Source organism: Micromonospora sp. NPDC005163 (assembly GCF_053599835.1).
The window spans coordinates 32,517-57,779 of sequence record NZ_JBSFYP010000027.1; the positions used below are offsets into that span (position 1 = coordinate 32,517).

24 protein-coding genes are annotated in these 25,263 nt (G+C 70.5%); 10 read left to right on the plus strand and 14 right to left on the minus strand.

Annotated features, from left to right (window positions below; translation table 11 throughout):
- Window positions 1–235 precede the first annotated feature (235 nt).
- The 5 genes from ACWD6N_RS19775 to ACWD6N_RS19795 all read right to left on the minus strand — a co-directional run bounded on the left by ACWD6N_RS19775 (window position 236) and on the right by ACWD6N_RS19795 (window position 4,504).
- Entirely contained in the window at window positions 236–958 is a 723-nt protein-coding gene (locus ACWD6N_RS19775) for an alpha/beta fold hydrolase (RefSeq protein ID WP_354968041.1), read from the minus strand.
- Window positions 955–1,518 carry a carboxymuconolactone decarboxylase family protein gene (locus ACWD6N_RS19780; RefSeq protein ID WP_354968040.1) on the minus strand — a complete coding sequence of 188 codons (564 nt, stop codon included), beginning with the start codon at window positions 1,516–1,518 and terminating at the stop codon, window positions 955–957. The genes ACWD6N_RS19775 and ACWD6N_RS19780 overlap by 4 nt, the downstream gene beginning before the upstream one ends.
- A complete protein-coding gene (locus ACWD6N_RS19785) occupies window positions 1,515–2,618 on the minus strand; it encodes an LLM class flavin-dependent oxidoreductase (protein WP_354968039.1) in 1,104 nt (367 codons plus the stop codon). The genes ACWD6N_RS19780 and ACWD6N_RS19785 overlap by 4 nt, the downstream gene beginning before the upstream one ends.
- A gap of 249 nt (window positions 2,619–2,867) precedes the next feature.
- Window positions 2,868–3,614 (minus strand): SDR family oxidoreductase, encoded by a 747-nt coding sequence (locus ACWD6N_RS19790; RefSeq protein WP_354968038.1) that lies wholly within the window; start codon window positions 3,612–3,614, stop codon window positions 2,868–2,870.
- Window positions 3,611–4,504, minus strand: a complete 894-nt coding sequence (locus ACWD6N_RS19795; protein ID WP_450005021.1) for an NAD(P)-dependent oxidoreductase — start codon at window positions 4,502–4,504, stop codon at window positions 3,611–3,613. Before ACWD6N_RS19795 ends, ACWD6N_RS19790 begins: the two co-directional genes overlap by 4 nt.
- A 29-nt stretch (window positions 4,505–4,533) precedes the next feature.
- Between ACWD6N_RS19795 and ACWD6N_RS19800 the strand changes: the two genes are divergently transcribed.
- Genes ACWD6N_RS19800 through ACWD6N_RS19810 form a run of 3 tightly spaced genes read left to right on the plus strand, consistent with a single transcriptional unit; the run spans window position 4,534 to window position 7,472 of the window.
- On the plus strand, window positions 4,534–6,069 hold the full coding sequence (locus ACWD6N_RS19800; protein WP_450005022.1) for an aldehyde dehydrogenase: 1,536 nt from the start codon (window positions 4,534–4,536) through the stop codon (window positions 6,067–6,069).
- On the plus strand, window positions 6,069–6,776 hold the full coding sequence (locus tag ACWD6N_RS19805; protein ID WP_450005023.1) for an enoyl-CoA hydratase/isomerase family protein: 708 nt from the start codon (window positions 6,069–6,071) through the stop codon (window positions 6,774–6,776). The genes ACWD6N_RS19800 and ACWD6N_RS19805 overlap by 1 nt, the downstream gene beginning before the upstream one ends.
- Window positions 6,777–6,821: 45 nt before the next feature.
- The gene (locus ACWD6N_RS19810; RefSeq protein ID WP_354968034.1) at window positions 6,822–7,472 is read left to right on the plus strand and encodes a GntR family transcriptional regulator; all 651 of its coding nucleotides are present in this window, start codon (window positions 6,822–6,824) and stop codon (window positions 7,470–7,472) included.
- On the opposite strand, the gene ACWD6N_RS19815 is transcribed toward ACWD6N_RS19810, so the two are convergent.
- Together ACWD6N_RS19815 and ACWD6N_RS19820 are read right to left on the minus strand one after the other, a co-directional pair.
- Window positions 7,469–8,269: an SDR family NAD(P)-dependent oxidoreductase gene (locus ACWD6N_RS19815; protein WP_450005024.1), complete on the minus strand. Its 801-nt coding sequence runs from the start codon at window positions 8,267–8,269 to the stop codon at window positions 7,469–7,471. The two genes, ACWD6N_RS19810 and ACWD6N_RS19815, sit on opposite strands and share 4 nt — an antisense overlap.
- Window positions 8,266–8,961, minus strand: a complete 696-nt coding sequence (locus ACWD6N_RS19820) for a cyclase family protein (RefSeq protein WP_354968032.1) — start codon at window positions 8,959–8,961, stop codon at window positions 8,266–8,268. The genes ACWD6N_RS19815 and ACWD6N_RS19820 overlap by 4 nt, the downstream gene beginning before the upstream one ends.
- 111 nt (window positions 8,962–9,072) lie before the next feature.
- Between ACWD6N_RS19820 and ACWD6N_RS19825 the strand changes: the two genes are divergently transcribed.
- From ACWD6N_RS19825 to ACWD6N_RS19835, 3 genes are all read left to right on the plus strand, one after another.
- Complete coding sequence (locus ACWD6N_RS19825; RefSeq protein ID WP_450005025.1) at window positions 9,073–10,329, plus strand: PucR family transcriptional regulator; 1,257 nt, start codon at window positions 9,073–9,075, stop codon at window positions 10,327–10,329.
- Between the two features lie 91 nt (window positions 10,330–10,420).
- Window positions 10,421–11,311, plus strand: a complete 891-nt coding sequence (locus tag ACWD6N_RS19830; protein WP_354968030.1) for an NAD(P)-dependent oxidoreductase — start codon at window positions 10,421–10,423, stop codon at window positions 11,309–11,311.
- A gap of 5 nt (window positions 11,312–11,316) precedes the next feature.
- Window positions 11,317–11,727 (plus strand): GlcG/HbpS family heme-binding protein, encoded by a 411-nt coding sequence (locus tag ACWD6N_RS19835; RefSeq protein ID WP_354968062.1) that lies wholly within the window; start codon window positions 11,317–11,319, stop codon window positions 11,725–11,727.
- A 23-nt stretch (window positions 11,728–11,750) separates the two neighbouring features.
- On the opposite strand, the gene ACWD6N_RS19840 is transcribed toward ACWD6N_RS19835, so the two are convergent.
- From ACWD6N_RS19840 to ACWD6N_RS19865, 6 genes are all read right to left on the minus strand, one after another.
- Window positions 11,751–12,761 (minus strand): amidohydrolase family protein, encoded by a 1,011-nt coding sequence (locus ACWD6N_RS19840; RefSeq protein ID WP_450005026.1) that lies wholly within the window; start codon window positions 12,759–12,761, stop codon window positions 11,751–11,753.
- Between the two features lie 41 nt (window positions 12,762–12,802).
- Window positions 12,803–14,113: a histidinol dehydrogenase gene (gene hisD / locus ACWD6N_RS19845; protein ID WP_354968028.1), complete on the minus strand. Its 1,311-nt coding sequence runs from the start codon at window positions 14,111–14,113 to the stop codon at window positions 12,803–12,805.
- A gap of 26 nt (window positions 14,114–14,139) precedes the next feature.
- Window positions 14,140–14,904, minus strand: a complete 765-nt coding sequence (locus ACWD6N_RS19850) for an ABC transporter ATP-binding protein (protein ID WP_354968027.1) — start codon at window positions 14,902–14,904, stop codon at window positions 14,140–14,142.
- A 49-nt stretch (window positions 14,905–14,953) separates the two neighbouring features.
- Window positions 14,954–15,778 (minus strand): ABC transporter permease, encoded by an 825-nt coding sequence (locus ACWD6N_RS19855; protein ID WP_354968026.1) that lies wholly within the window; start codon window positions 15,776–15,778, stop codon window positions 14,954–14,956.
- A complete protein-coding gene (locus ACWD6N_RS19860; RefSeq protein WP_354968025.1) occupies window positions 15,775–16,632 on the minus strand; it encodes an ABC transporter permease in 858 nt (285 codons plus the stop codon). Before ACWD6N_RS19860 ends, ACWD6N_RS19855 begins: the two co-directional genes overlap by 4 nt.
- Window positions 16,633–16,710: 78 nt before the next feature.
- On the minus strand, window positions 16,711–17,778 hold the full coding sequence (locus ACWD6N_RS19865; RefSeq protein WP_354968024.1) for an ABC transporter substrate-binding protein: 1,068 nt from the start codon (window positions 17,776–17,778) through the stop codon (window positions 16,711–16,713).
- 436 nt (window positions 17,779–18,214) lie between these two features.
- On the opposite strand from ACWD6N_RS19865, the gene ACWD6N_RS19870 reads away from it, so the two are divergent.
- The 4 genes from ACWD6N_RS19870 (at window position 18,215) to ACWD6N_RS19885 (ending at window position 23,489) form a co-directional block, all read left to right on the plus strand.
- The gene (locus tag ACWD6N_RS19870; RefSeq protein ID WP_450005027.1) at window positions 18,215–19,192 is read left to right on the plus strand and encodes a LacI family DNA-binding transcriptional regulator; all 978 of its coding nucleotides are present in this window, start codon (window positions 18,215–18,217) and stop codon (window positions 19,190–19,192) included.
- Window positions 19,193–19,463: 271 nt separating this feature from the next.
- On the plus strand, window positions 19,464–20,738 hold the full coding sequence (locus ACWD6N_RS19875) for a PucR family transcriptional regulator (RefSeq protein ID WP_387328934.1): 1,275 nt from the start codon (window positions 19,464–19,466) through the stop codon (window positions 20,736–20,738).
- Between the two features lie 101 nt (window positions 20,739–20,839).
- Window positions 20,840–22,303: a CoA-acylating methylmalonate-semialdehyde dehydrogenase gene (locus tag ACWD6N_RS19880; RefSeq protein ID WP_387328996.1), complete on the plus strand. Its 1,464-nt coding sequence runs from the start codon at window positions 20,840–20,842 to the stop codon at window positions 22,301–22,303.
- A 1-nt stretch (window position 22,304) separates the two neighbouring features.
- Window positions 22,305–23,489 (plus strand): MFS transporter, encoded by a 1,185-nt coding sequence (locus tag ACWD6N_RS19885; protein WP_354968021.1) that lies wholly within the window; start codon window positions 22,305–22,307, stop codon window positions 23,487–23,489.
- Here the strand turns inward: ACWD6N_RS19885 and ACWD6N_RS19890 are convergent.
- Complete coding sequence (locus ACWD6N_RS19890) at window positions 23,462–25,228, minus strand: helix-turn-helix domain-containing protein (protein WP_387328938.1); 1,767 nt, start codon at window positions 25,226–25,228, stop codon at window positions 23,462–23,464. The two genes, ACWD6N_RS19885 and ACWD6N_RS19890, sit on opposite strands and share 28 nt — an antisense overlap.
- Between the last annotated feature and the right edge of the window lie 35 nt (window positions 25,229–25,263).

Sequence of the window (25,263 nt, forward strand, 5' to 3'; positions counted from 1 at the left end):
CGGTCTGGACGACGAGTGGGCATGGGGGTGGGGTAAGCAGTTACGTAGCGGCGGCAGAGCAGCTGCGACTGCAACGAGCGCACGGTGCGAAACCGGCTGCACAAGACGGCGCTGCTCGGCCACTCCCTTCAGCGGCGGCGAACCCTGCCTGAGGTCGCCGTCCGGCTGGTACGGCTGCTCCTACGTCTCCCTCGCCCAGGCCGAACGCGAGGCGACGGCTTATCCGCACCGACGGTCAGGAGAGAAAGCCCGCCACCACGTCCGCAAAAGGCTTCGGGTGCTCGTATGCCGCGGCGTGCCCGCCCGGGAGCCACGCCACCGTCACCGCTGGAAGCGTCGCGGCGAACCATTGGGTCGCTTGCCGGAACGGCAGAGCGTCGTCCTTGCCGCATGCCACGAGCACCGACGCCGCAACCGACCCCACCACGGCGGTGGTGTCCGCGATCGCCAACGCCTCACATGTGCGGGCGTACCCCTCTGGGTCGCTGGCCAGCAGGATCCGGCGCACGCGCTCGACCGCATCGGTCGCGTCCCGGCGGAACGCCTCGGAGAACCACAGCGCCTCCATCGGCTCGACGGCGGCCTCGAGGCCCTCACGCCGCACCGTGGCCGCCCGGTTGCGCCACATCGCTCGCATGGCGTCGGGGTAGACCGCGACGGCGTCGGCGACGACGAGTCGCTTCACAAGGTCGGGCCGTCGAGCGGCGAGCACCTGGGCGACCAGGCCGCCGAGCGACACCCCTACGAGATGGACCTCGCTATGCCTGGCGATGTCAGCCTCGATCGCATCGGCGAAGTCATCAATTGTCGCGCCCTGCGGCGGCAGCGGGGCGGACCCGTGACCCAGCAGGTCGGGCACAACGACGTCGCCCACGTCGTCGGGCAGCGCTTCGACCACTGGGTTCCAGAACCGGTGGTCGACACCCAGCGGGTGCAGTAGGACCAGCGGGGCCTTCATGCGCGCTCCCGGGCCGGAAGTCGTGGCGCCCGGGCGGGCGGGGGGGTCCGGGCGGTGTTCATCGTCATTGCCAGAGTGGTGTAGTAGCCGGCTGTGCCGACCACCTCGACGACCCGCGCCTCGCCCAGTGCCTCGACAGCGGAGGCGTACGTCGCGTCGGAGACCTGGCGCGTGATGTGCAGTTCGTCGAGCAGGTCGTACACATAACCGACCTCCGGCCGGCCACCCGCCGGCCGCACGCCCCGCGCGACGGCGTCGACGACGTCCTCGGGGAGGCCTGCCTGCAACGCCAGCGGCTGGTGGTAGCCGAACTCGAACTCCTGGTCCCAAGCCCGCGCGACGTAGAGGATCACCAGCTCCACCAGGTCGTCGTCGAGTGCGCTGTCGAACCGCAGGTACTCGCCGACCAGTTGGAGCCGGGTCATCAGTTCGGGGCTGCGCAGCAGTGGCACGAACGGCCCGAAGACCGCGCCGCGCGGACCGGCGGCGATCCGTGCGGCGGCCGAGCGCTGCTCGTGGGTGAGCTCGGCGTCGGAGAGCAGTGGCAGGCGGTCGCTCACGCCGCGGAGCCCAGGGCCGAGTTGACGTCGGGCATGACCTTCTGCGCCATCAACTCCATCGAGCGGCGGGCCAGCCGCGGGTCGACCCAGTCCAGTCCGGCGTACACGAGTTCGCCGAACTCGCCGATCTCCTGGCGGAAGGCGAGGATCTGCTCGGTAACCGACTCCGGCGTGCCGGCGATGACCAGCTTGTCGAGAACGTAGTCGAGCGTGATCTCCTCGTCCGGCTGGTCCCGGTGCGTCTTGAACAGCTCGAGGCGGCCGAGTTTCCGCATCTTCTTCAGCATCTGCGAGTAGTAGAACCGGTACGGGCTGTCCTCGTTGTCGCGGCCGTAGGCCTGCGCCACGCTAGGGTCGTCGGCGATGAACACGGTACGAGCCACGCGCCAGTCGGCCGGGGCTGCCACCTCGCCGGCGGCTTGCTTGCCCTGAACATAGTTGGGCCAATGGGTGGCCACCCACTGCGGGAGCAGGAAGTTGGCCGACAGCGGGTGGAAGTCCCGTTGGCCCATCGCGATGACGCCTTTGGAGAACGGCGCCACGACGGTGCCGACAATCTCGGGCCGGGGCTGCTGGAGCGGCTTCGGCATGATGCCGACGCCGAAGTCGAGGTCGATGGTGGTCTCGGTGGTGACCTTGAACCGGTTGTCGGGCAGATCGATTGAGTACGGCGGGTCCAGCTCCCAGATTTTCGTGATCACGTCGATCGCCTCGGCGAAGATCCGATTGCGGTCCTCGTGCAGGATGCCGAGCGCCTCCGCGTCGGAGGTCAGCGCGCCCGGGCTGATGCCGAGGATGAACCGGCCGTTGCTGAGGTGGTCAAACATCGCTGAGTTCGCCGCTACCAGCGCCGGGTGCTGCTGTGACAGGTTCGTGGTGCCGGTCGCCAGCCGAATGTGCTGCGTGTCGGAGATCAGCGTTGCGAGGAACAGCAGGCTGTTGGTGATGTTCTCGTGCTGGTCGGTGAGGTGTTCTCCGATGAACGCGTCGTGGAAGCCCAGCGAGTCCGCCAGGATGACCGCCTCGCGGTCCTCCTGGAGGGTTTCGGCCCACGTCCGGCCGAGTGGGTGCAGCGGCATCGAGAAGTAACCCAGTCTCACGGCGTGCTCTCGCTTCCTGTGCGTCGCCCCGCGGTCTGTTCCGCGTATCCGCAGTCTCGTTCGTGATCTGTGTCTGGGCAGTGGCGTGGCCTGTGAATCCGCAGGCGGTGAATGACGCAAGTCGTCAGTGACGGTGCCGCCGCGGTAGCCAGCGCTGAACCATCGCTGTCATGCGGCTGGCGATGACGTGCAGGCGGCCGGCTTCGATGATCAGCCCGCGCACCGAGGGAGCCGGCAGGCGTCGTCGGTTCAGCGGCCGCCCGAAACGTCGAGCATGGTGCCGGTGATGTACGACGCTGCTGGTGAGAGCAGCCACACGACGGACTCTGCGACCTCGACGGCCGTGCCCGGCCGTCCCATCGGCTGCGCGGGGCCGAGCCGCGGCACGCGCCCCGGATCCCCACCCCCCGCGTGAATCTCGGTGTCGATGATGCCGGGGCGCACGGCGTTCACCCGCACGCCGTGCCGGGCCACCTCCAGCGCGAGTCCCCGGGTCATCGTGTCGACAGCGGCCTTGCTGGCGGCGTAGTCGACGTACTCCTGAGGCGAGCCGAGCTGCGCGGCGCGCGACGACAGGTTGACGATCGCGCCGCCCTTGCCGCCGGTCTGGGTGGACATGCGGCGGACCGCGGCACGGCAACACGCGGCCGCGCCGAAGACGTTGACGGAGAAGACCCGGCGCCAGCGAGCCATGTCGATTTCGACCATCGACCGTTGCTGTTCGAGGACCCCGGCGTTGTTGACCAGCGCGGCCAGCGGACCCAGCGCGTCGGCGACGGCGAACAGTCGCTCGACATCAGCCTCGTCTGCGACGTCGCAGCGCACGGTGCGCACCTCTACGCCCCGCTCGCCCAGCTGTTCGGCCAGCTCGGCCGCCTCGGCGTCGCGCGACCGGTAGCCCAGCACCAGGTCGTGGCCGCGGTCGGCGAGGAGTTCGGCCGTGGCAGCCCCGATGCCACGCGTGCCGCCCGTGACGACGGCAACTGGGCGGCTCACCGCGCCCCCCGCGGCTGGGATACGGCGTGGGCGAGCGCCGCGATGTCGTCGCCGCCGTGGCCTGCCGCGGAGGCGGTCGCGAGCAGCTCGAGCGTGACGGCGGTGAGGGGCGCGGCGTCGCCGGCCGCGGCGAGGATGAATCGGGCGTCCTTGATCCCGCTGTCGACTGCGAAGGAGAGCGGGTAGTCGCCTGCCGCCATCAGGGTGCCCTTGGCCGCGACGAACGGCGACTCCATCGGGCCGCCGTGGATCGCGTCCAGGAACGCTGTCGGGGCGAGGCCGAGCGCGCCCGCCACCGCCATCGACTCGGCGATGGCCGCCGTCACGTTGAGCACGAACGCGTTGGCCGCGAGCTTGAGCCGCGAGGCCGTGCCGGCCTCGCCGAGCCAGACGGTCCGGGAGCCGATGGCGTCGAGCACTGGAGTGAGCACGGCCCGCGTGTCGGCGGGCCCGGACGCCAGCACGACGAGGGTTCCCTGCTCAGCGGGATGTTTGGTACCGAGGACCGGCGCGTCGACGTACCGCAACCCGAGCTCGGCCGCCACGTCGGCCAGGCGCGCGGCGCCGTCGACGCCGACGGTGCTGGTCTGCAGCAGCACCGCGCCCTGCGCGAACGCTCCGTCCGCGTCGCGGAGCACCTCCTCGACGGTGTCGGCGTCCCACAGCATCGTCAGGACGACGTCGGCGTCGCGGACAGCGTCGGCGACCGTCGGGGCCACTCGGGCGCCGGCCTTGGCCAGCGGGGCCGCCCGCTCGGGCGTGCGGTTCCAGACGTTGAGCGGCAGCCCGGCCGCGGCGAGGTTGCGCGCCATCCTGGCGCCCATCACCCCGGTGCCGAGCACGGAGACGCGGGGACCGTTGACCTGACCGGAACTCGTGTATACCTTCACGCCATGATGTATACCAAGCGGACGGCACCGTGACCACGGCCCACATCCAGCCGACGGTGGCGCTCCCCTCTGGACCACTGGCGACCGGTCTACGCATCGGCGGCCGGGTCGTCGAGGGGCGGGGCCCTCGGCTCGATGTCGTCAATCCCGCGACGGGCGGCGTGCTCGCGGTCGCCGACAGTGCCGACCAGGCCGACGTCGAGGAGGCCGTCCGGGTCGCCCAGGAGGCCTTCGACTCCGGCGTGTGGAGCCGGATGCCAATCCACGAGCGGTCGCGGATCCTGCACCGGTTCGCCGACGGGATCGCGGCGCGGATGAGCGACCTCTACCAGCTGGAGACCGCCAACAACGGCCGGCCACTGACCGAGACGAAGGCGCAGATCACCCGGCTGCCGGAGTGGTACCGCTACAACGCCTCGCTGCTGCTCGCGGACCGCGACGCGGTGGTCCCGATGCCCGGGCCCTACCACTCGTACACCAGCCGGCTGCCCCTCGGCGTGGTCACGATCCTGGCGTCGTTCAACCACCCGATGATGATCGCGTCGAAGTCCCTCGCGCCCGCGCTGACGACCGGCAACTCGGTGGTGCTGAAGCCGTCCGAGCAGACCCCCCTGACCGCGATGCTGCTGGCCGACATCGCCCACGAGGCCGGCATTCCCGACGGCGTACTCAACGTCGTCAACGGCCTCGGCCCGGTCGTGGGCGCCGCTCTCACCGAGCACCCGTTGGTAAAGAAGGTGGTGTTCACCGGCGGCACCGAGCCTGGCCGGTCGATCGCGCTCGCGGCCGCGAGGCGCTTCGCCAAGACCACACTAGAGCTCGGCGGTAAGTCGCCGGTCATCATCTTCGGTGACACACCCGTCGACGTGGCCGCGCGCGGCGCCGCGTTCGGCGGCTTCATCGGGGCCGGCCAGACCTGCATCGCGGGTAGCCGGCTGCTGGTGCACCGCAGCATCCACGACGGGTTCCTCGACGCGCTGACCGCGGTCGCCGAGGGAATTCGCATCGGCAACCCCAGCGACGAGTCCACACAGCTCGGCCCGGTGATCTCCGCCCGAGCCAGGGACCGGATCCTCGGCCGCATCGCCGAGGGCGTGCGGTCCGGCGCCCGCGTCGTCACGGGTGGCGCCGCCGCGACCGTGCCCGGGCTGGAGGACGGCTTCTTCGTGCAGCCGACCGTGCTGGCCAATGTCACCAACGACATGACCGTGGCCCGCGAGGAGATCTTCGGGCCCGTCGTCGTGGCGATCCCCTTCGACGAGGAGGACGAGGCCGTCGCGATCGCCAACGACTCGCCGTACGCCCTCGGCTCCGCGATATGGACCCGTGACATCGCCCGCGCCCACCGCGTGGCGTCCCGGCTCGAGGCCGGGATGGTCTGGATCAACGACCACCACCGCCTGGACCCGTCCTCCCCGTGGGGTGGTCTCAAGGAGAGCGGAATTGGCCGCGAGGGCGGCTGGGAGTCGTTCCACGACTTCACGCAGGTGCGTGCGGTCACCGTCCGGACGGCACCCGACGACGTTGACTGGTACGGCGGCAAAGCGACCGGAAGGCTGAACTGATGAGCGACCTGACCATCCACCCGGTCGAGAACGGCGTGATCCTGGCCGAGCTGTCCCGGCCCCCGAAGAACCTGTTCAGCATCGAGCTGTGCGGACAGCTGGCGGCCGTACTCGACGACCCGCCGGAGGGCGCGCACGTGCTGCGCCTACGGGCAACCGGTGACGTGTTCTGCCTTGGCCGCGACCGTGGCGGCTCGACCCCGGCCGAGGTGCGGGCGGAGGCCGAGGCGCTCGCCGGGCTCACCCGCTCGGCGCAGCGGACGAGGCTGGTGACCGTCGCCGAGGTGCAGGGCGACGCGGCCGGGTTCGGTGTCGGCCTGGTGGCGGCCTTCGACGTGTCGGTGGCGGTGCGGGACGCGGCCTTCCGGTTCCCCGAAGTCGGCATCGGCCTCGCGCCGGCCCTGGTCCTCGCCTGGCTGCCTCGCGTGGTCGGCCGCCGGAAGGCGTTCTGGCTCACCGCGACGGGAGAGCCACTGGCCGCCGAACAGGCGGCGGAGCTCGGCCTGCTCAACGAGGTGGTCGACACGCGTGACGCCCTGACCAAGCGGGTCGACGACATGGTTGCGCAGCTGCGCGCCCGCAGCCCGCGGGTGCACGGCGACATCAAGGACATGCTCAGGGTGTTCGGCGATGTTGGCGACGAGCGCGCTCTCGACGTGAGCATCGACCGGCTCGTGGTCGGGTCGCTACGCCGTGGCGAGCGCTGACGTGGCGGCATGACGGGTTCAACCGACGTACGGCAGACTGCTCGGGTGTCCACCGAGTCGGCCGCCGCGCGAGTGGCGGGTAGCCTGCGCGAGCGTGTGTCCAGCGGACAGCTCCGGCCGGGGACCGCGCTGTCGCAGGCCGGCCTGGCCGAGGAGTACGGCGTTAGCCGCATCCCGGTCCGCGACGCCCTCCAGCAGCTCGCCAGCGAAGGGCTCGTCGAGCTACGCGGCGCCACCGCGGTGGTGACCCCGCTGTCCATCGACGACCTGCAGGAACTCTACGAGCTACGTGAGGCGGTCGAACCCGTCGCCACCCGGCTCGCCGTCCCGCGGGTGGGCCGGGCCGGCATCACGCGGATGACCCATCTGCTCGCGGTGATGGATGACCCGGCCATCTGGCCGGGCACCTGGGTGGAGACCAACGCGGCTTTCCACGCGGAGGTCTACACGCTGGCCGGACGGCCGCGCATGATCGCGATGGTCGAGCAGCTGCGGCGGCTCACCGACCGCTACATCTATTTCCACCTCGACGTGGTCGGCCAGGCCGGGCACCTGCAGGAGGAGCACCGGCAGATCCTCGACGCGGTGAAGGCGCAGGAAGCGCGGGCTGCCGCCGAGCTCACCCGCGCCCACCTCGCGTCGTCACACGCCGTCGTGCTCGACTACCTGCTCACCCAGGAGCGGGACGGGGCTTAGCGCGCCACCATCCCCGCGGACAGGTCGATGTCGGCCGCGCAGAGGCCGGGCATGTGCAGCATCGCGACGACGGCCGCGGCCACCTCGTCCTCGGTGAGCATCCGGTGCAGCGCTGCCCGCGACACGAACGCCTCCTCGGCCTCCTCGTACGTCGTCCCGGTGCGCTCGGCCTCCAGGTTGAAGTTGCGGGTCATCCGCGGCCCCTGGACCGGACCCGGCGACAGGCAGTTCACCGAGACGCCTGCCGGGCCCACTTCGTACGCGAGTGTCGCGGTCAGCCCGATCACCGCCATTTTGGAAGCGGTGTACGGCGTGCGGCGGGTCAGCGGGCGCTTGCCGCTCACCGACGCGAGGTTGATCACATCGCCGACGCCCCGCTCGACCATCGCCGGAAGGAACGCCCGGCACATCAGGTAGATGCCGCGGACGTTGGTCGCGAAGACGTCGTCCCACTCGTCGGGCTCGATGTCGACCAGCGGCGCGACGGGGCCAGGGACGCCGGCGTTGTTGACCAGGATCTCCACCGTCTCGTCGGCCACCTCCTCGGCGAGCGCGGCAACGCTCGCCGGGTCGGACACGTCGGCCGCCGTGACCCGGACGCTCCCGGACATCGCCTTGGCCTCGGCCGCCACTGCATCGAGCCGCTCCCGGTTGCGCCCGACCGCGACCACGCGGGCGCCGCGGGCCGCGAGAGCGAGCGTGATCGCACGGCCAAGCCCGCTGCCGGCACCGGTCACGACGGCGGTACGGCCCGCCACCCGGTCACCCGGGAAGGCGGGCCCGTCGACGGTGGTCACGCCGGACCGTCGAGCAGGGCGACCGCGCGGGTCGGGCCGCCGTGGGCGCCGAGCACCTTGAGCGGGAAGCCGATGAACGTGAACCGCTTGCCGATCAGCTGGTCGAGGTTGGTGAGGTTCTCGTAGTGGGTGATGTGGTGGCGGCGGCACATCATGTGGCACGGGTAGGACTTGCTGGTCGGGTTGTCGGGTGTCGGGCTGTCCACGCCGAACGTCTTCACCCCGTGCTCGACAATCCATTCGCTGCCGGTCTCCCCGAGACCGGGGAATTCGGTGAGGTACTGCGGCTGCCCGGCGTACCGGCCGTGCGTCCCGGTGTGCAGCAGCAGGATGTCGCCGCGCTCGACGGTCACGTCGACGGCGTCCTGCGCCGCGTCGAGGTGCTCGGCGGTGATGTCCTGGCCGGCGCCGACGTGCGAGACGTCGAGGCAGACCGCCGCGCCGTAGAACAGGTCGAGCGACATCTGGTCGATGGTCTGGGCCGACGGGTCGGGGTCGAGGTGGGAGAACGAGTCGACGTGGGTCGGGCCGTTGTCGTTGAAGATGATGCCCTTGGTCTGGAACGAGAAGCCGCCCACGAAGCGCAGCGCCGTCTCTTCGTGCAACGCGTGGTCGAACACCACGGTCTTGAGGTGGCCGGGATAGACCTGCATGCCCTGGTAGATGTCCTGTGACAGGTCGACGAGCTGCACGTCGACGCTCCCTTCCGTCGGGCCGGCCCCGCTGACCGGGGTGGCTGGGTGTCGGAACTCTAGGGCGGCCGCGCGCGGCACGGACGCTCCAATCGGAGTAGATTTACGGTCATGAACGCACCGATCGATGAAGCGCTCCGGCGCCCCGGTTCGGCAGCCCCGACACCGCCCCGGCCCGGGACCACCGCGTCGCCGTTCGACATCGCGGACCGGATCGCCGAGGTGGTGGGCGGGCCGGTCATCCTGGAGGACCCGTCGTTCCGAGTGCTCGGTTACTCCGCTTTCGTCGGCCCGATGGACCGTGGCCGCGCCGAGGCGATCCTCGGCCGCAGGATCCCGGGTGTGTGGCTCGAGCATCTGACCCGGACCGGAAGCCTCGACCGGCTCCGCGGCACCGCGGACGTCGTCGACCTGTCCGACGGCCCGCGGAAGGCGCACCGCCGGCTGATCACGGCGTTCCGGGCCGGAGACCGCCTGCTGGGGTTCGCCTGGGTCGCGGAGGGCGAGCAGCCGCTCGGCGACGGGGCGGCCCGCATCTTCCGCCGCGCCGTCGACGAGGAGACGCCCGCCCTGCTGCGGCACCTTGAGCGGCTCGACGCCGAGGAGGCGCACCGGTCGCGGCTCGCCTCCGCGCTGCTCGACGGACTGCCCGGGGCACCTGCAGCTGCCGACCGGCTCGGCTTCGACCGGGACGGGCGCTTCGTGGTCCTGTCCGTCGCCGGTCCGGCACAGGCGCGGGCACGGACGGAGGACGGGGAGGCCGGGAGGACGCGCCTGCTGGAGCACCTGCGGCTCTGTCTTGACTCGTTCCACCGCCGCTGGGTGGTGACCCCCCGCGGCGACGGCGGGCTCGCCCTGGTGGCCCTGCGCGCCGAAGAGTCCGAGAAGACGGCCGCGCGGCTCGGCCAGGAGGTGTTGAGGCTCGCCGGCGACGGCCCGCTGCGCACCATGAGGGTCGCGGCGAGCTCGGTCGGCGCCGGCCTCGCCGTCCTGCCGCGGCTGCGTGCCGAGGCGACGGCCGCGACAGTCGTGGCAGGCGACGACGGGTCGTTCGTCGCGTACGCAGACGTCGACGCCGTGGTGCTCGTCGCGGACGTGGTTGCCGCGCTGCCGGCGGGTGTCCGGCTGTCGGGGATCGATCGGCTGCGCGCGGCCGACCGCGGCACCGGGCCAGAAGGCGGCGAGCTGGAGCGCACTCTGCGCGCGTTCCTCGCAGCGTGCGGCAGCGCCTCGGCGACGGCCCGTGAGCTCGGCTTGCACGTCACCACCGTCCGGCACCGGCTCGACCGGATAGCCGCGATTTCGGGGCTCCGGCTCGACCGCCCCGAGGTCCGCATCGCCTGCGACCTCGTGCTGCGCCGCCCCTGAGCCTGGGACACCTGTCGCCCAGCAGTCCGGCGGCCCGGCACTGACGTTTGCTGACACCCCTGTTCACACCGGCTCGCCCTAGGGTGGCCGGATGACGACAGCCCAGACGGACGTGACGACGGTCGGCGTGGTCGGCCTCGGGATCATGGGGTCGGCGATGTCCGGCCACCTGCTGACCGCCGGCTTCGACGTGACCGGCACCGACCTGGCCCGGCCCGCGGTCGACGAACTGGTCGCCCGCGGCGGCCGCCCGGCCCGCGACCTCGCCGCCCTCGCGCGCGAGTCGGCGGTCGTGGTCACCTCGCTTCCGTCCGCCGCGGCGGCGCTGGAGGTGTGCCGCGGCCTCGCCGCCGCGGAGCCGGCCGACCTCGTCGTCGTCGAGACGTCGACGCTGTCGCTGGCCGTGAAGCAGGAGTGCCGCGATCTGCTCGCCGCGGTCGGCGTACCGCTGCTCGACTGCCCGCTCAGCGGTACCGGCGCGCAGGCCCGCGACCGCGACCTGGTGGTGCTCGGCAGCGGCGACGAGGCGGCGTTCGAGAAGGCCCGTCCGGTGATGACCGCGTTCGCGCGGTCAGTGCGGTTCGTCGGGCCCTTCGGCCACGGCATCACGATGAAGCTGGTCGCCAACCTGCTGGTGTCGATCCACAACGCGTCGACCGCGGAGGCGTTCGCGCTCGGCGTGGCCGCGGGCCTCGACCCGGCGGTCCTCTTCGAGACGGTCCGCGAGGGGGCGGGCGGGTCGGTCATCTTCGACAAGCGCGGGTCGCTCATGGTCGAGCGTGCCTACCGGCCGGCGACCGCGCGGGTGTCGATGTTCGTCAAGGACGTTTCATTGGTGCAGGAGCTGGCCGCGTCGGTCGGCGTCGCCACGCCGGTGCTCGACGCGACACTGCCGCTGTACACGAAGGCGGTGGACGCCGGGTGGGCCGATGCCGACGCGGCCGCGCTGCTGGAGGTCGTCGAGGCGGAGGTGCGGGGTTGAGCGGGATGACCTTGGCGCAGGCGGAGGCGGTTGCCGCCGGGACGCTGCGACACGCCCGCGTGGTCAGGGCGGCGCCGCTCGCGGTGGCGGTGCTCGACCCGGGCGGCCATGTGGTCGTGGTGAAGCGCGAGGACGGCGCGGGCATCCTGCGCGTCGAGATCGCGACCGCCAAGGCCTTCGGCGCGCTCGGTATGGGCATGTCGTCGCGGGAGATCGCCCAGCGGGCGGAGCGGCAGCCGACGTTCTTCGCCTCGCTCGCCGCAGTGACCGGCGGTCGGCTGGCGCCCGCGGCGGGAGGTGTTCTGGTACGCGACGCCGACGGCTCCCTGCTGGGAGCCGTCGGCGCAAGTGGCGACGTCTCGGACGTGGACGAGGCGTGCGTGCTGGCCGGGATCGCGGCCGCCGGTTTGGTCTGACGGCGCGCGCCCCGGTCGGCGGATCAGTCGCTGAGCTTCAGCAGCCGCGCTGCCGTCCGACCGCGGATGGCCTCCCGGTCGTCGTCGCTGAGCCCGCGGGTCTCGTCAATCTGGCCGAGCGGGTCGTAGTGGCCCATGTCGAACGGATAGTCGGTGCCGATGACGACGTGATCGGCCCCCATCTGCTGGACCAGGAACTCCAGGTGCGGCGCGTCGAACACCAGGCAGTCGACGTAGATCTGCTTGAGGTAGGTGCTCGGCGGTCGTGAGATGTGGTGCCGGCCTTCGGGCCGCAACTCGTAGGCGTGGTCCATTCGGGAGGAGTAGAACGGCAGGTAGCCGCCGCCGTGCACGGCGACCAGCTTGAGGTTGGGGTGTTCCTCGAGGACCCCGCCATGGATGATCCGGGTCAGCGCGAGCGTGGTGTCGAGCGGGTTGCCGATGACGTTGGTCAGGTAGTACTTCCGGAACCGTTCGCCGCCCGTGAACCCGTTGGGGTGCAGCATCACGACGACGTCGAGCTCCTCCGCCTTGGCGAAGAACGGCCGGAACCGGCGGTCGTCGAGATCCATTCCCATGACGTTGGTGTTGATCTCGACGCCCCGGAAGTCGTACTCCGTGACGCACCGCTCGAGTTCCTCGACCGCCGATCGCACGTCCTGCATCGGTACGGTGGCCAACCCGACGAACCGATCGGGGTGGTCGCCGACGATCTTGGCGAGGTTCTCGTTCTGCATCCGGGCGAGCTCACGGGCGAGCTCCGGGTCGGCCCAGTAGAAGTAGCCGGCCGGGGCCACCGAGATGGCCTGGACGTCGATGCCCATCCGGTCCATGTCGGCGATCCGTGTCTGCGGGTCGGTTGCCTGCGGCATGATCTCGCGGACGTGCTCGAGCTGGTAGGCGTTGGTCTCGTCGCCGCCGTAGTAGCTGAACGGCTCCATCTCCGGCGCCATCAGCCCCTCCACGAGCGGCTGGCAGTCGGGGAGGATGACGTGGGCGTGGATGTCGACGGTTCGGTGGGATCCGCTGGGCATGGATGACCTTCTGTTCGTTGGGACGTGGGGCGAAAGCGGACTCAGCCGACGGGCGTGGGCGCCCAGGGCAGCTGCGCGCCGGCGTACTTCGCGGCCCGGACGTCGCCGGAGCGGGCGTGACCCTCGAAGAGCTCCACGCGTGCGGCGCGGCCGCACAGCTCGCCGAGCCGGGCGCTGGCGGCGGGATCGGTGACCTCCTGGTACGTCACCGTGCGCAGGTACTTCCCGACCCACAGCCCGCCGGTGTAGCGGGCGGCACCGCGGGTGGGCAGCACGTGGTTGGTGCCGATCACCTTGTCGCCATATGACACGCAGGTGCCCTCGCCGAGGAAGAGCGCGCCGTAGTGCCGCATCTTGTCCAGGGCCTCGCGCGGGTTGCGGGTCAGGATTTGCACGTGCTCGCTGGCGTAGGTGTCGGCGAGCGCGTACGCCGCGTCGAGGTTTTCGACGACGTGCACCTCCCCGTGGTCGCGCCACGCGGGGCCGGCCATGTCGTTGGTCGACATGCCCGGAAGGATCTCGTCGACGTGGACCATGACCGCTCGGGCGAGTGCCTCTGAGGTGGTGATGAGCACCGCCGGGGAGTCCGGCCCGTGCTCGGCCTGGCTGAGCAGGTCGACGGCCACCACGAACGGATCGGCCGCATCGTCGGCCACGACGAGGATCTCGGTCGGTCCGGCGAACAGGTCGATGCCAACCTCACCGAACAGCTGCCGCTTCGCCTCGGCGACGTACGCGTTGCCGGGGCCGGCGATCAGGTCGACCTTGCCGATCGACTCGGTGCCGATGGCCATCGCGGCGACCGCCTGGACACCGCCGAGCAGGAAGATCTCGTCCGCGCCGGCCAGGTGCAGGGCGGCCACGGTCGCCGCTGGGATCTTTCCGCGCAGCGGCGGGGTGCAGGCAGTGACTCGCTCGACCCCGGCGACCTTCGCCGTCACGACGGTCATGTGCGCCGAGGCGGTCAGCGGGTAGCGGCCCCCGGGCACGTAGGCACCGGCCGCGACGATCGGCAGGTGCTTCTGGCCCAGGAACACGCCCGGCTGGGTCTCCACCTCCAGGTCCTGCAGGGTGTCGCGCTGGCGTTGGGCGAAGTCGCGGACGTTGGCCTGCACGGTTCGGATGTCGTCGACGACCTCGGACGTCAGTGACGCGACGAGCTCCTCGATCTGCTCCGGCCCGAGCCTGAACGACTCGGGCGACCAGTTGTCGAACTTCTCGGAGTAACGGCGTACGGCCTCGTCGCCGTTCGCGCGAACGTCCTTGATCACCTCGCGGACGACGACGGAGACGTCGTCGTTGCCGTGGGCGGCGGGCACGCCGCCGGTGGGGGACTTCAGGTGGGTGCTCATGGTGCTCCTGTACTGGGCGGGTGCGGTCAGGCCACGGGCTCGGCAGTGGGGCTCATTTCCTTCATGGCCTCGAGACGCGCGAGCACCTCGGCCTGGAGGGTGGCCACCGTGGGGTCGGTCTGCCGGCGCGGGCGGGGCAGATCGATGGTGATGTCCTCGTAGATCCGGCCGCCGGGCTGGAGCACGATGATCCGGTCGGACAGCTCGACGGCCTCGACGACGTCGTGGGTCACGAAGACCACGGTCTTCTTCGACTGGGCCCAGATGTCCTGTAGCTGCGCGCGAAGCCCTCGGGCGGTGATCGCGTCGAGGTGGCTGAACGGTTCGTCCATCAGCAGCAGGTCGGGCTCGACCGCGAAGGCACGGGCGATGCCGACGCGCTGCTGCATGCCGCCGGACAGCTGACCGGGATAGAAGTTGGCGTTCTTCGCCAGGCCCACCATCTCGAGGTACCGCTTGGCCCTGGCCACGGTGGCCTCGCTCCGGTCGTTCTGGACGTACATCATGTTTCGCATGACGCTGCGCCAGGGAAGCAGCCGCGGGTCCTGGAAGACGTAGCCCATACGGGCCGGGCCGCCATCGTCACTGGTCAGGCTGATCTCGCCGGAGGTGTGCTCCTCCACACCCGAGATGATGTTGAGCAACGTGCTCTTGCCGCAGCCCGACGGCCCGACGATCGAAACGAATGTCTGGCCGCTCACCTCGAAGGAGATGTCGTCAAGGACCCGGCTCGCCCGGGGAGTGCCCAGGTTGAAGGTCTTGGCGAGGTTCTTGACGGTCAGGACTGCCACGAGAGCTCCCTAGGGCTGGGGGTGTGCAGGATGGGGGCGGACGGGGTCATCAGCCATCCCGCCAGCGGAAGGCGCGCTTGATCGCGCGGTCGAGCACGAGCCGGTCGAGCAGCACGATGAAGCCGACGAACAGCACGACCCAGGCGGCGAACCCGCCGAACCGGTTGGCGTCGTACCAGAAGCGGGCACGGTAGCCGACGCCCCCGCCGCCGCCGAACCATTCGGCGAGCAGGACGCCGTTCCAGCCGATGATGATCGCGAAGCGCACGCCGGCCGCGATGTACCCGGTGACGGCTGGGAGGACGAGGTCGCGGATGCGGCGGGTGACCGGCACGTTGTACGTCGACGACATGTCGCGCAGGTCGCGGGAGACGCCCCGCACGCCTTGGGCGACGTTGACGACCACGAACGGCACCGAGGTCAGAAACGTCGTGATGATCGGGCTCATGTCGCCGAAGCCGAACCACATCACCGTGAGAAACGACCAGATGATCGCCGGGATCGACAGGCCGACCAGGACCGGGCTCTCGAAGAACGCCCGGGACAGCGAGGAGAGGCCCATCAGCACACCGATCGCGATGCCCACGACGGTCGCGAGCAGCAACCCGACGCCGAAGCGGTAGAGCGTCGAGCCGAAGTTGCCGAAGACCTCGCCGCGGGAGAACTCCTCGCCGAGCCGCTGCACCACCTCGACCGGGCCCGGGACGCGGCCGAAGAGCAGCGACATCAGGACCCAGAACAGGAAGAAGGACAGCAGCGCGGCGACCCGGGCGGCCCCGTCGGAGGTGAGCCGCTTGCGCCAGGTCGGCGTGCTCTGCTCGATCTCGCTGGTCGAGCGGCGCCGGTTGACGGTGGCCTGGAACGTGGTGCTCATAAGGCGGAACTCCTTTCCTCCGGACGCCATGCGAGGAGCCGTGCCTCGGCCTTGAACAGGACCAGGCGCTCAATGAGGAGCATGAACACGATGAACAGGGACGTCCACGCGAGCACGGCAGCGATGTCGTAGAGCTGGTACTCGGTGCGGATCTGGAAGCCGACACCGTTGCGGCCTCCGAACACTTCGGTCAGCGCCTCGACCTTCCAGGCCACCGCGAAGCACATCCGGATCGCGGCGAACACGAACGGCACGATCGTCGGGAGCAGCACCTCCCGGCGGATCTGGTGCGGGGCCCGCCCGAATGCCTCGCTCATGGTGACCAGGGACTTGTCGACGCCTCGGATGCCCTCGGCGACGTTGAGCGCGACGTAGGGCGCGGACACGAGCGCGACCGCGAGGATCGGCCCGAAGTTCGACAGGCCGAACACGATCAGCGACATGACCGCGTAGACGATCGCGGGGATCGTGCCGGCGATGGTCACGCCATCGTGGAAGAACGCCCGCCAGTAGTTGTACCGGCCCATCAGATAGCCGACCGGCGCCCCGACGGCGGCGGCGACCCCGAAACCGGCGAAGGTCTTCAGCACGCTCGCCGAGAAGTCGGTGACGAAGTTGCCGTTCTCGACGATCTCGACCGCCGCTTGGATGACCTCGTGCGGGCGGGGCAGCAGCCGCGATCCGTACCACCAAGAGCCGAACTCCCATAGCAGGAACATCGCGATCCAGCCCATGACGAGCAGGCCGGTGCGCCGCCAGCGCCGCAGCCGGGCGATCCTGCGGGCGCTCGCCTCGCGGTCGTCGGGGTCCGCGGGGGGCGCGGCCGGAGCCGCGCCCACCAGCTGATCCGTCATCATCTCTCCTTCACTCGGCCCTACCGGGCCCACTCACCCGGCCACACCGGGCCTGCTGGATGCGTCGGGACTCGAGGTTCAGGACTTCGGGAGGATGGTGAAGTCGGGGGCCGGCGTGTTCTTGTCGACGTAGCCGGTCTCCTTCATCAGTTCGAACAGCTTGGTCTCGCTGTCGACCCACGCCTGGTCGAGGTAGGTCGTGTCGACGAACCAGTCGTACTTGTTGGCCAGCCAGTCCTGGATGAACGCCTTCTCCTCGGGCGTCTCGGCGGCGAAGTCCTCGGGGTAGGCCTTGACGATCGCGTCGCGGTTCTTGGCCCACTCCTGCACGCCGCGGTCCCAGATCTTGACCAGGAAGGCCGCCTCCTCGGGGTTCTTCTCGACCCAGGCCTTACGAGCGACGAAGACATTGTTCTGGGGGTGGGTGACGTTCTGCGGGTCGGAGGAGAACTTCTCGGCGTAGATCTGCGAGACCGACTTGGAGTCGTAGAGCGGCTTGATCGCGCCGCTGGACAGCTGCGGAATCGAGAAGTCGGGCAGCAGCAGACCGGCGTCGGCGTCACCACGCTCGATGAGGCCGGCGGCGTTCTGCGGGTCGGTCACGACGAGCTCGAAGTCGCCGCCCCCGGCGCGCAGGTCGAGGTTGCAGAACTTGCGGGCGTAGACGCCCCACATGATCGTGATCGAGACGGCGCTGTGCGTCACGATCTTCTTGCCCTTGAGGTCGCAGATGGTCTGGGCGTTGCTCTTTGCCGACACGGCCAGGATGCTTCTGTCGGAATTGAACTTGCCGAAGATTGTTGTCTTCTCGCCGGTCTGCTTTTCCAGGTCGGGTACCTCGTACGACGCGGCTGAGACGACGTCCGCGTGGCCGCCGGCGTACACCCCGTACTCGTCCCAAGAGGACGAGGTGAGGACCTGGATCCCCGCCTCCTCCTCCATCTGCTGCTTGATGCCTTGGCTCTCCATCCACTTCCAGACCGGGTCGGGAGCCATCACCATGTTGACGACGCCGCCGGCGTCCTTTGCCTCGCCGCCCTTGGCGGCGCCTGGACGCGACCCACAGCCGGAGACCAGCAGGGCAATGACGCTGGCGGCGGCTACCAGGCGCCAGCGGTGGGGACGGAAGATGCGTGCAGTGCTCATATCGTGCCTCTCAGAGTCGTTCGACCGGTCCGAGGGTGCGATCAAGGGGCGTCGCGCTACGACGGGCCTGGTGGTGGTTGGGGGGTGGGGGTGAAGTGGTGGGGATGTGGCGCCTGACACTGCCGTGACTAATCTTGCAAGTCAAGCATTTCTCGGAAACTTATGCATGCTCCTGTTCTCGACCATGCGCTCAACGGCCGCCGGGTTCACGCCTGCGTGCCGATATTTCCGGACGTACACGGGGTTCTGGGAAGTTGACAGCAACGAGATGGTCGCCTATCTTCGTTGTGCATAGATTATGCATTTCTGCCCGCATCGAGGGCCGGTGCCTGGACACGAGAAGAAAGTGAGACGGCTTGTGAGCGTGAATCCGGGCACGACGGGCGACGGTCCGGGACGACGGCGACGCGCGCGCCCGGCGACGAACAGCTCGACCGTGGCGCAGGCCGCCGGCGTCTCCCAGTCGACGGTCTCGCGCGCCCTGCGGGGCGACCCCCGGGTGCGGGAGGACACCCGCCGCCTCATCGAGGAGACCGCCGAGCGGCTGGGTTACCGCCCATCGTGGGTGGCTCCCCCGACGCCACAGCGCACACGCACCATCGGTGTTGTCGTCGCCGACCTGACCAACCCGTTCTTCCCGACGCTGCTCACGCCGGTACACGACGAGCTGCAGATTATGGGCTACCGGGTCGTGCTGTTCGCCGAGCGCACCGACATCCCGACCGGGCAGGAGGCCCTGGTCAACCTGCTCAACCGGTCGATCGACGGCGTCCTGGTCACGACGGCCACCCTCGACTCGCGGCTCGGCCAGGCCCTCGCCGGGCGGGACCTGCCGGTCGTGCTTCTCAACCGGTACGTCGACGCGATGGACGTCGACCGCGTCATTGCGGACAACTACCAGGGCGGACGCGCCGCCGCTCGCCATCTGCTGGACTTCGGCCACCGCACCATCGGCGTCATCCGTGGCCCCGCCAACACCTCGACGAGCAGAGACAGGCACGCCGGCATCGTCGACGCCGGGATCGCACTCGACGAGCGTCTCGTCCGCGAAGGACCGTACTCGCACCAGTGCGGCTACCAGAACGCCCGAGAGCTGCTCCGGCTGGCCACTCCCCCGACCGCGCTGATCTGCGGCAACGACGTGATCGCGTTCGGCGCCATCGACGCCGCGAAGTCGCTTGGCCTGGACGTGCCGGGCCACGTTTCGGTGCTCGGCTTCGACGACGTTCCGATGGCAGCCTGGGAGGTGTTCCAGCTGACCACGGTCCGCCAGCCCCTGTCGGAGATGGCACGGACGGCCGCCCGACTGCTCGTGGAGCGCATCGAGCACGGCGGCGACATCGGCGCCGGGCGCGAGCGTCTGTTCGCCACCAGCCTCGTGCAGCGGTCGACCACCCAGCGGGTGGCCCGCTGACACCCGGTGCCCACAGGGCCCGGCCGTCGCTGGTGACATGGCATGTCCTCCTCGAGCGGGGGCGGTAGGTTCGGCACCACCCATGCGCCACAGCCTCGCCGCGTCACGCGACGCGCCACCATGTGGGGCCACCCATTTCTGAGGCGACAGTGTGGTGAGCGACACATCGGCACGGATCCGCGGCCGGCGGCACCGTGGCCTCATGACCTCCGCCTCGCTCCACCAGGTGACTACGCCCACACCAGCCCCACGACCGCGTCCAGACGCTGACGTGCGCCTGCCGACGTGGGCACGCGAGGCCTCCGACGGCGTGGATCTGGTGGCCCTGGCGGACCAGGTCGTCGAGGCGGACCTCGCGGCGGCGTTCGACACGTTGCGCGACAACGACGAGTTCGTGACCCGGCTACGGGCCAGCGTGGTCGAGAACCTCCGCCATCTCCGCCAGGTCATCGCCGGGCGGATCCACCTCACTGAGGTGACGCTCGCCGAGCCGTTCGCCCTGGCCCGCATGCAGGCCCGGCTCAGGTTGCCGCAGACGGCGCTGCAGCGGTCCTACCGTGTGGGCTTCCTGACCATGTGGCACGAGTGGAGCGACCGGCTGGTCGAGCGGGCCGACCGCAACGACGTCCCGCGCGCAGAGAGCCTCGAGGCACTACGCAGCATGACTGCGCTGCTGCTCGGCTACCAGCACCAGGTGGCATCGCAGGTCGCGGACAGCTTCGCCCGGGCCGACGAGGCGCTGAGCCGCTCGCGCGAGCACGTACGCAACGGCCTCGTCCAGCATCTGCTGCGCGAGGACTCCACGCCACTCCCACCGTCGGACCTGGTGCTGCTCGACTATCCCCTCGACGCCAGCCACATCACCGTGCTGCTGCCGGCGATGCCCGAAGGCGCTGCGCGCCAGATCCTCAACGCGCTGCGCAAGGCGTGCCACACCCGCGACACCCTCGTCCATGCGGTCGACCTCACCAACACGGTGGTGTGGCTGGCACACCCCCGGCCACCGGGATGGCGCGCCGCGAGGATCGCCAACCTGACCGACTGCCTCCGCGGCCTCGGCGTCGAAGCGTCGGTCAGCGACCCGCACGTCGGCGTACAGGGCGTGCGGGCCGGCTGGCTCCAGGTGCAGGACGTGCAACGGGTACGCACGGCGTGGGGTGCGGCGGGCAGCCCCAGGGTGCTGGGCCACCCCGACGTCAGCCTCGAGATCCTGTTGATGGCCGACCCGGTCAAGGCCCGTGCGTTCGTCCACGCCGAACTCGGACAGCTCGGTGCCGACGACGACCTGGCCGCGCGGCTGCGCGAGACCGTCGAGGCGTCCCAACGGTGGGGCAGCCATGTGACCACCGCCGCGCACCTCCACCTGCACGAGCACACCGTACGCAACCGGCTGCAGAGGGCCGCAGAGCTGCTGGGCCGCCCGCTGACGGAGCGACGGACCGAGCTCCAGGTCGCGCTGAGGCTCGCGCGGCTGCTGACCGAGAACAACAGTCGGGCTGACAGCCCGACACTGCCGCCGCCGGTCAGTCCCGGCACGCCGGGATGACGCCCGGCGTGAGTACACCGCACGGCCGGACCTCCCATCCTGAGGGTCCCCGCATGAGGAGCGAGTACATGAACGGCGACGTGGCGCGTGTGAACCACTGGATGGGGCGAGAATTCGCGGGTGCGAGCACCCGTACCGCCTCGGTCACCAACCCAGCGACCGGAGCGGTGACCGCCGCGGTGGCACTGGCGTCCACGCACGACGTGGCCCGCGTGGTCGACGCCGCCGTCGCGGCGTTCCCGGCGTGGCGCGACACGTCGTTAGCCCGCCGCACCCAGACACTGTTCGGTTTCCGCGAGCTGCTGAACACACGCAAGACGGAGCTGGCCGAGCTGATCACCGACGAGCACGGCAAGGTGATGGCGGACGCCGTCGCAGAGGTCAGCCGCGGCCAGGAGGTCGTCGAAGTCGCCTGCGGGATCGCCCAGCTGCTGCACGGCGCCGTGAGTGAGAACGCCGCCACCGGTGTCGACGTGTCGACCGTACGCCAGCCGTTGGGACCGGTCGCCGTGATCAGCCCGTTCAACTTCCCGGCCATGGTGCCCCTGTGGTTCGTGCCGGTGGCCATCGCGGCGGGCAACACCGTCGTGCTCAAGCCCAGCGAAAAGACCCCGTCGGCCTCAATCTGGCTGGCGCGGCTGTGGGAGGAGGCAGGCCTGCCGGCCGGTGTGTTCAACGTCGTGCAGGGCGACGCCGAAGCGGTCGACGCGCTGCTCAGACATCCCGCGATCGAGGCGGTGTCGTTCGTAGGATCGACGCACGTCGCGCGGCACGTCTACGAGACCGCGGCCGTGTCGGGCAAACGCGTGCAGGCCCTCGGCGGCGCCAAGAACCACATGGTCGTGCTCCCCGACGCCGACCTCGACGCCGCTGCGGACGCCGCCGTCAGCGCGGGCTACGGCTCGGCCGGCGAGCGGTGCATGGCGATCAGCGTTGTCGTCGCGGTGGGACCGGTAGCGGACGACCTGGTGACCCGAATCGCCGACCGGACACGTGCCCTGTCGGTCGGGTCCGGACGCCGCGACGTCGACATGGGGCCACTCGTGACGCGCGAGCACCGCGATCGGGTTGCCTCGTACGTCGAGGCGGCGGAGGCGGAGGGCGGCAAGCTCGTCGTCGACGGCCGCGACTGGGACGTGGATGGCGAGGCGTCAGGCTTCTGGCTGGGGCCGACGCTGGTCGACCATGTCACACCCGAGATGTCGGTCTACCGCGACGAGGTGTTCGGCCCGGTTCTCGCAGTCGTACGAACGGAATCCTTCGACGAGGCGCTTCGCCTGATCAACGCCAACCCCTATGGCAACGGCACCGCCCTGTTCACCTCCAGCGGGCCGGCCGCCCGGCGGTTCCAAAACGAGGTGCAGGTCGGCATGGTCGGGATCAACGTGCCGGTGCCGGTGCCGGTGGCGCACCACTCCTTCGGCGGCTGGAAGAACTCACTGTTCGGCGACACGCACGCCCACGGTGCCGAGGGGGTGCGGTTCTTCACCCGCGCCAAGGTGGTCACGTCGCGGTGGGGCGCGCCGAGCGGCGGAGTACAGCTCGGCTTCCCGCAGAACACCTGAAGTGACGACCACGGCGGCGCCCCCCGCTCCGACGCTCCTTCTTGCCTGCCTGCTCGGCGGTTCGGCCGGCTGGGCGATGACGGCCGCGGGCGCCGCAGCGAGCACCATGGCGGCCGCCTACGGCGCCGACCTTCTCTGGGTCGGCCTGCTCACCGCCGCGCTGGCCGCGCCCTATGCCGCCCTCCAGTTCCCCGGCGGGATCCTGGTCGACCGCCTCGGCGTGCGAACGGCGGCGGTCGCCGGGCTGTCCCTCGTCGTCGCCGCGCACCTGCTGGCCCTGCTGGCTCCCCTGCCCTGGCTGGCGGTGGCGGCCAGGATCGCCTCCGGGACGGGATTCGCCGTCTGCTTCGTCTCCGGAGCCGAGCTGGCGCGCAGCAGCGGCCGCGGATCGTGGGGCATGGGGATCTTCGGTGGCGTGGCGCTCGCCGCGTCGGGAGCGGCCGTGCTCGTGGTGCCGTTCGCCGAGCTCGTGCTGGACTGGCGGGCTCCCTGGGTCACGACAGCTGCTGTGACGGCCCTCGCGCTGGTACTGGCGGCGCGGCAACCGCCGGACGGAGCCCGCCGAGCGACGCCCACGCATGGCGTCCACACCGCCGGATCACCACCGTCGACGCTGTTGCGCGACGGTGAGCTGTTCCGCCTCGCCGCCGTCCACGCCGTCACGCTCGGAGTGGGCCTCGTACTCTCGTCATGGGCCACCACGTTGCTCGTCGACATCTGGTCGTTCGAGTCCACGGCGGCCGCCGTGATCGGATCGGGCGTGCTCGGCCTCTCCGTGGTGAGCCGGCCTCTCGGCGGCCACGTCGCGGCGATGTGGCCCACCCACAGCCGGACGATCTGTGTCCTCGCACTGATCGCGTGCTCGGCCGCCACCATGGCGCTGTCCCGACCGACCGCGCCGGTGGTCGCGGTCCTGGCCGTGGTGGTGCTCGGGCTGTTCAGCGGACTGCCGTTCGCGAGCGTGGTCGGCGCCGCCCAGGCGCGCTACCCGCAGCGACCAGCGGCTGCCGTCGGGATGATGAACACGGCCGCGTTCGGTCTCGTCGTCACGGCGACCCCGGTCATGGGGTGGGCAGCCGACCACGGGCACGCCTCCTGGACACTGGTCGTCGTCGCCATGCTGTGGCTGGTGCCGTTGCTCGTGCTCCCGAGCGGTGCTCAGCCACGTGCCGTGCCGCCGTCCTGACCACGGGTCCCGAGCGCGTCGGCCACCTCGTCGGCACTCAGCGCGATCTGGAGTTCGGCGAGGGACCGCACGTGCGCGGTGGACACCCCCAGCAGCTGCTCGGCCTTGCGGATGCGCAGGCCGACCGTGTTGGGGTGCACGAACAGCGTGGTGGCAGTGGCAGCGGTGTTGAGGTCGTGGGCGACGTAGGCGCGCAGCGTCTGCTCGAGAGCAGTCCCGCGCGTAGCGTCGTGGGCGCGGATCGGGGCGAGCGTCTCGGCGGCGAAGCGACGTAGCTCCGAGACGTCCTCGAGCTGCAGCAGCAGCCCGTGCACGCCCAGCGACTCGAAGCTCGCGACCGTGTCGGCCTGCCCACGGAGCTGGGCGATCGTCGCCGCACCGCGGGCACGTCGGTAGGCCGCGGGGTAGTCGGCGAGCGTCGTGCAGAGCGGCGAGACTGCCACCCCGGTGTCCGCCCCGACGCCGATACGGCGCAGCTGCCGTTGGAGCTGACCGGCGCGGTCCAAGGCGTCGGCCTGGTCCTTCGCCGGCAACAGCAACACGACGTCGTCCGCGATCGCGCTGACCAACGCACGGGGCTGAGCGGTGGCCACCAGCGACCTCGCGACCGACAGGACGCGGGCGGACCCGGCACGCTGCGTGCCGCCGTGGACCACGATCACGGCATGCGGGTTCGTCAGGTCGAGACCGAGCCGGCCCGCCCGCTCGGCGGCCGTCACCAACCCCGCTGGGTTCCCGGTGAGCAGGTCCGTGACCACCTCGCCGGACAGGCGCCACTCGACCTCGAGTGCCGTGCGGGCCCGCAGCACCTCGAGGGCGCAGACCGTGGCGGCGTGCTCGAGCGCGCGGACGTCGATGGCGGGCAGCGGCAGCACGGACCGGGGGACCCAGATCCGAGCGACCGTGTCCAGGCCGAGCATCACCGGCGTCGAGTGCGCCTCCGTGTCCTGTGTGACGAGAGGCTCCTCGTCACGCTTCACCGCGGCCAGCTCGTCCCCAGACGGTTCCTCTGTCACCACGACCGACGTACCCAGCACCTCGGTCAGCGCCGCCGCGACCCCCGCAACGCCACCGCCCCGGAGCGCGACCTGGGTGAACTGCTCATGCACCGCCTCCCCGCGACGCAGCAACTCGTGCTGCTCGGCGAGAGCGGTGTTGGCCGCGAGCAGCTCGGCGATGGTCGCGGCCTCGCGATCGCGCAGCCTGGTCGTCTCGATCGCGACGCCGGCCTGGTCGGCGAGCAGAGAGAGCAGATCCCGCTCGTCGGCGCCGTACTCGTGGGGAACCCGCTTGTAGCAGTTGAGCGTCCCGACGGGCACGCCCGACGACACAACGGGGACCGAGATCAACGAGCGGTAGCCCTGCTGGCGCGCCACCCCACCCCACGGGAGGAAGGTCGCGTCGGCCAGGGTATCAACCACCTGCACCGACCTACCGGTGAGGAACGCTTTGCTGGAGGGAGCCTGCAGCTCGTCGTCCGGGTCCAGCATCACCGGATGGTCGGCGTTGACCTGCTGGATGTAGCTCGACGAGAGGCCGTAAGTGCCGGTGATGGCCAGCGAATTGCCGTCCTCGTCGACGATCAAGACGGCGCAGAAGTCGTAGCCAAGCAGGCGGGCCGCCGTCTCGGACACGAGGTCGAGCACCTCTGGTAGCGAAACCGGTCGATTGATCACGGTGGCGATGGTCGCGATCGCCTCGAGCCAGGGGCGCAGGTGCAGGGCACCGCTCGTCTGCATGGCGTGACTGTGCCACGACACCCGACTCCGCGCCA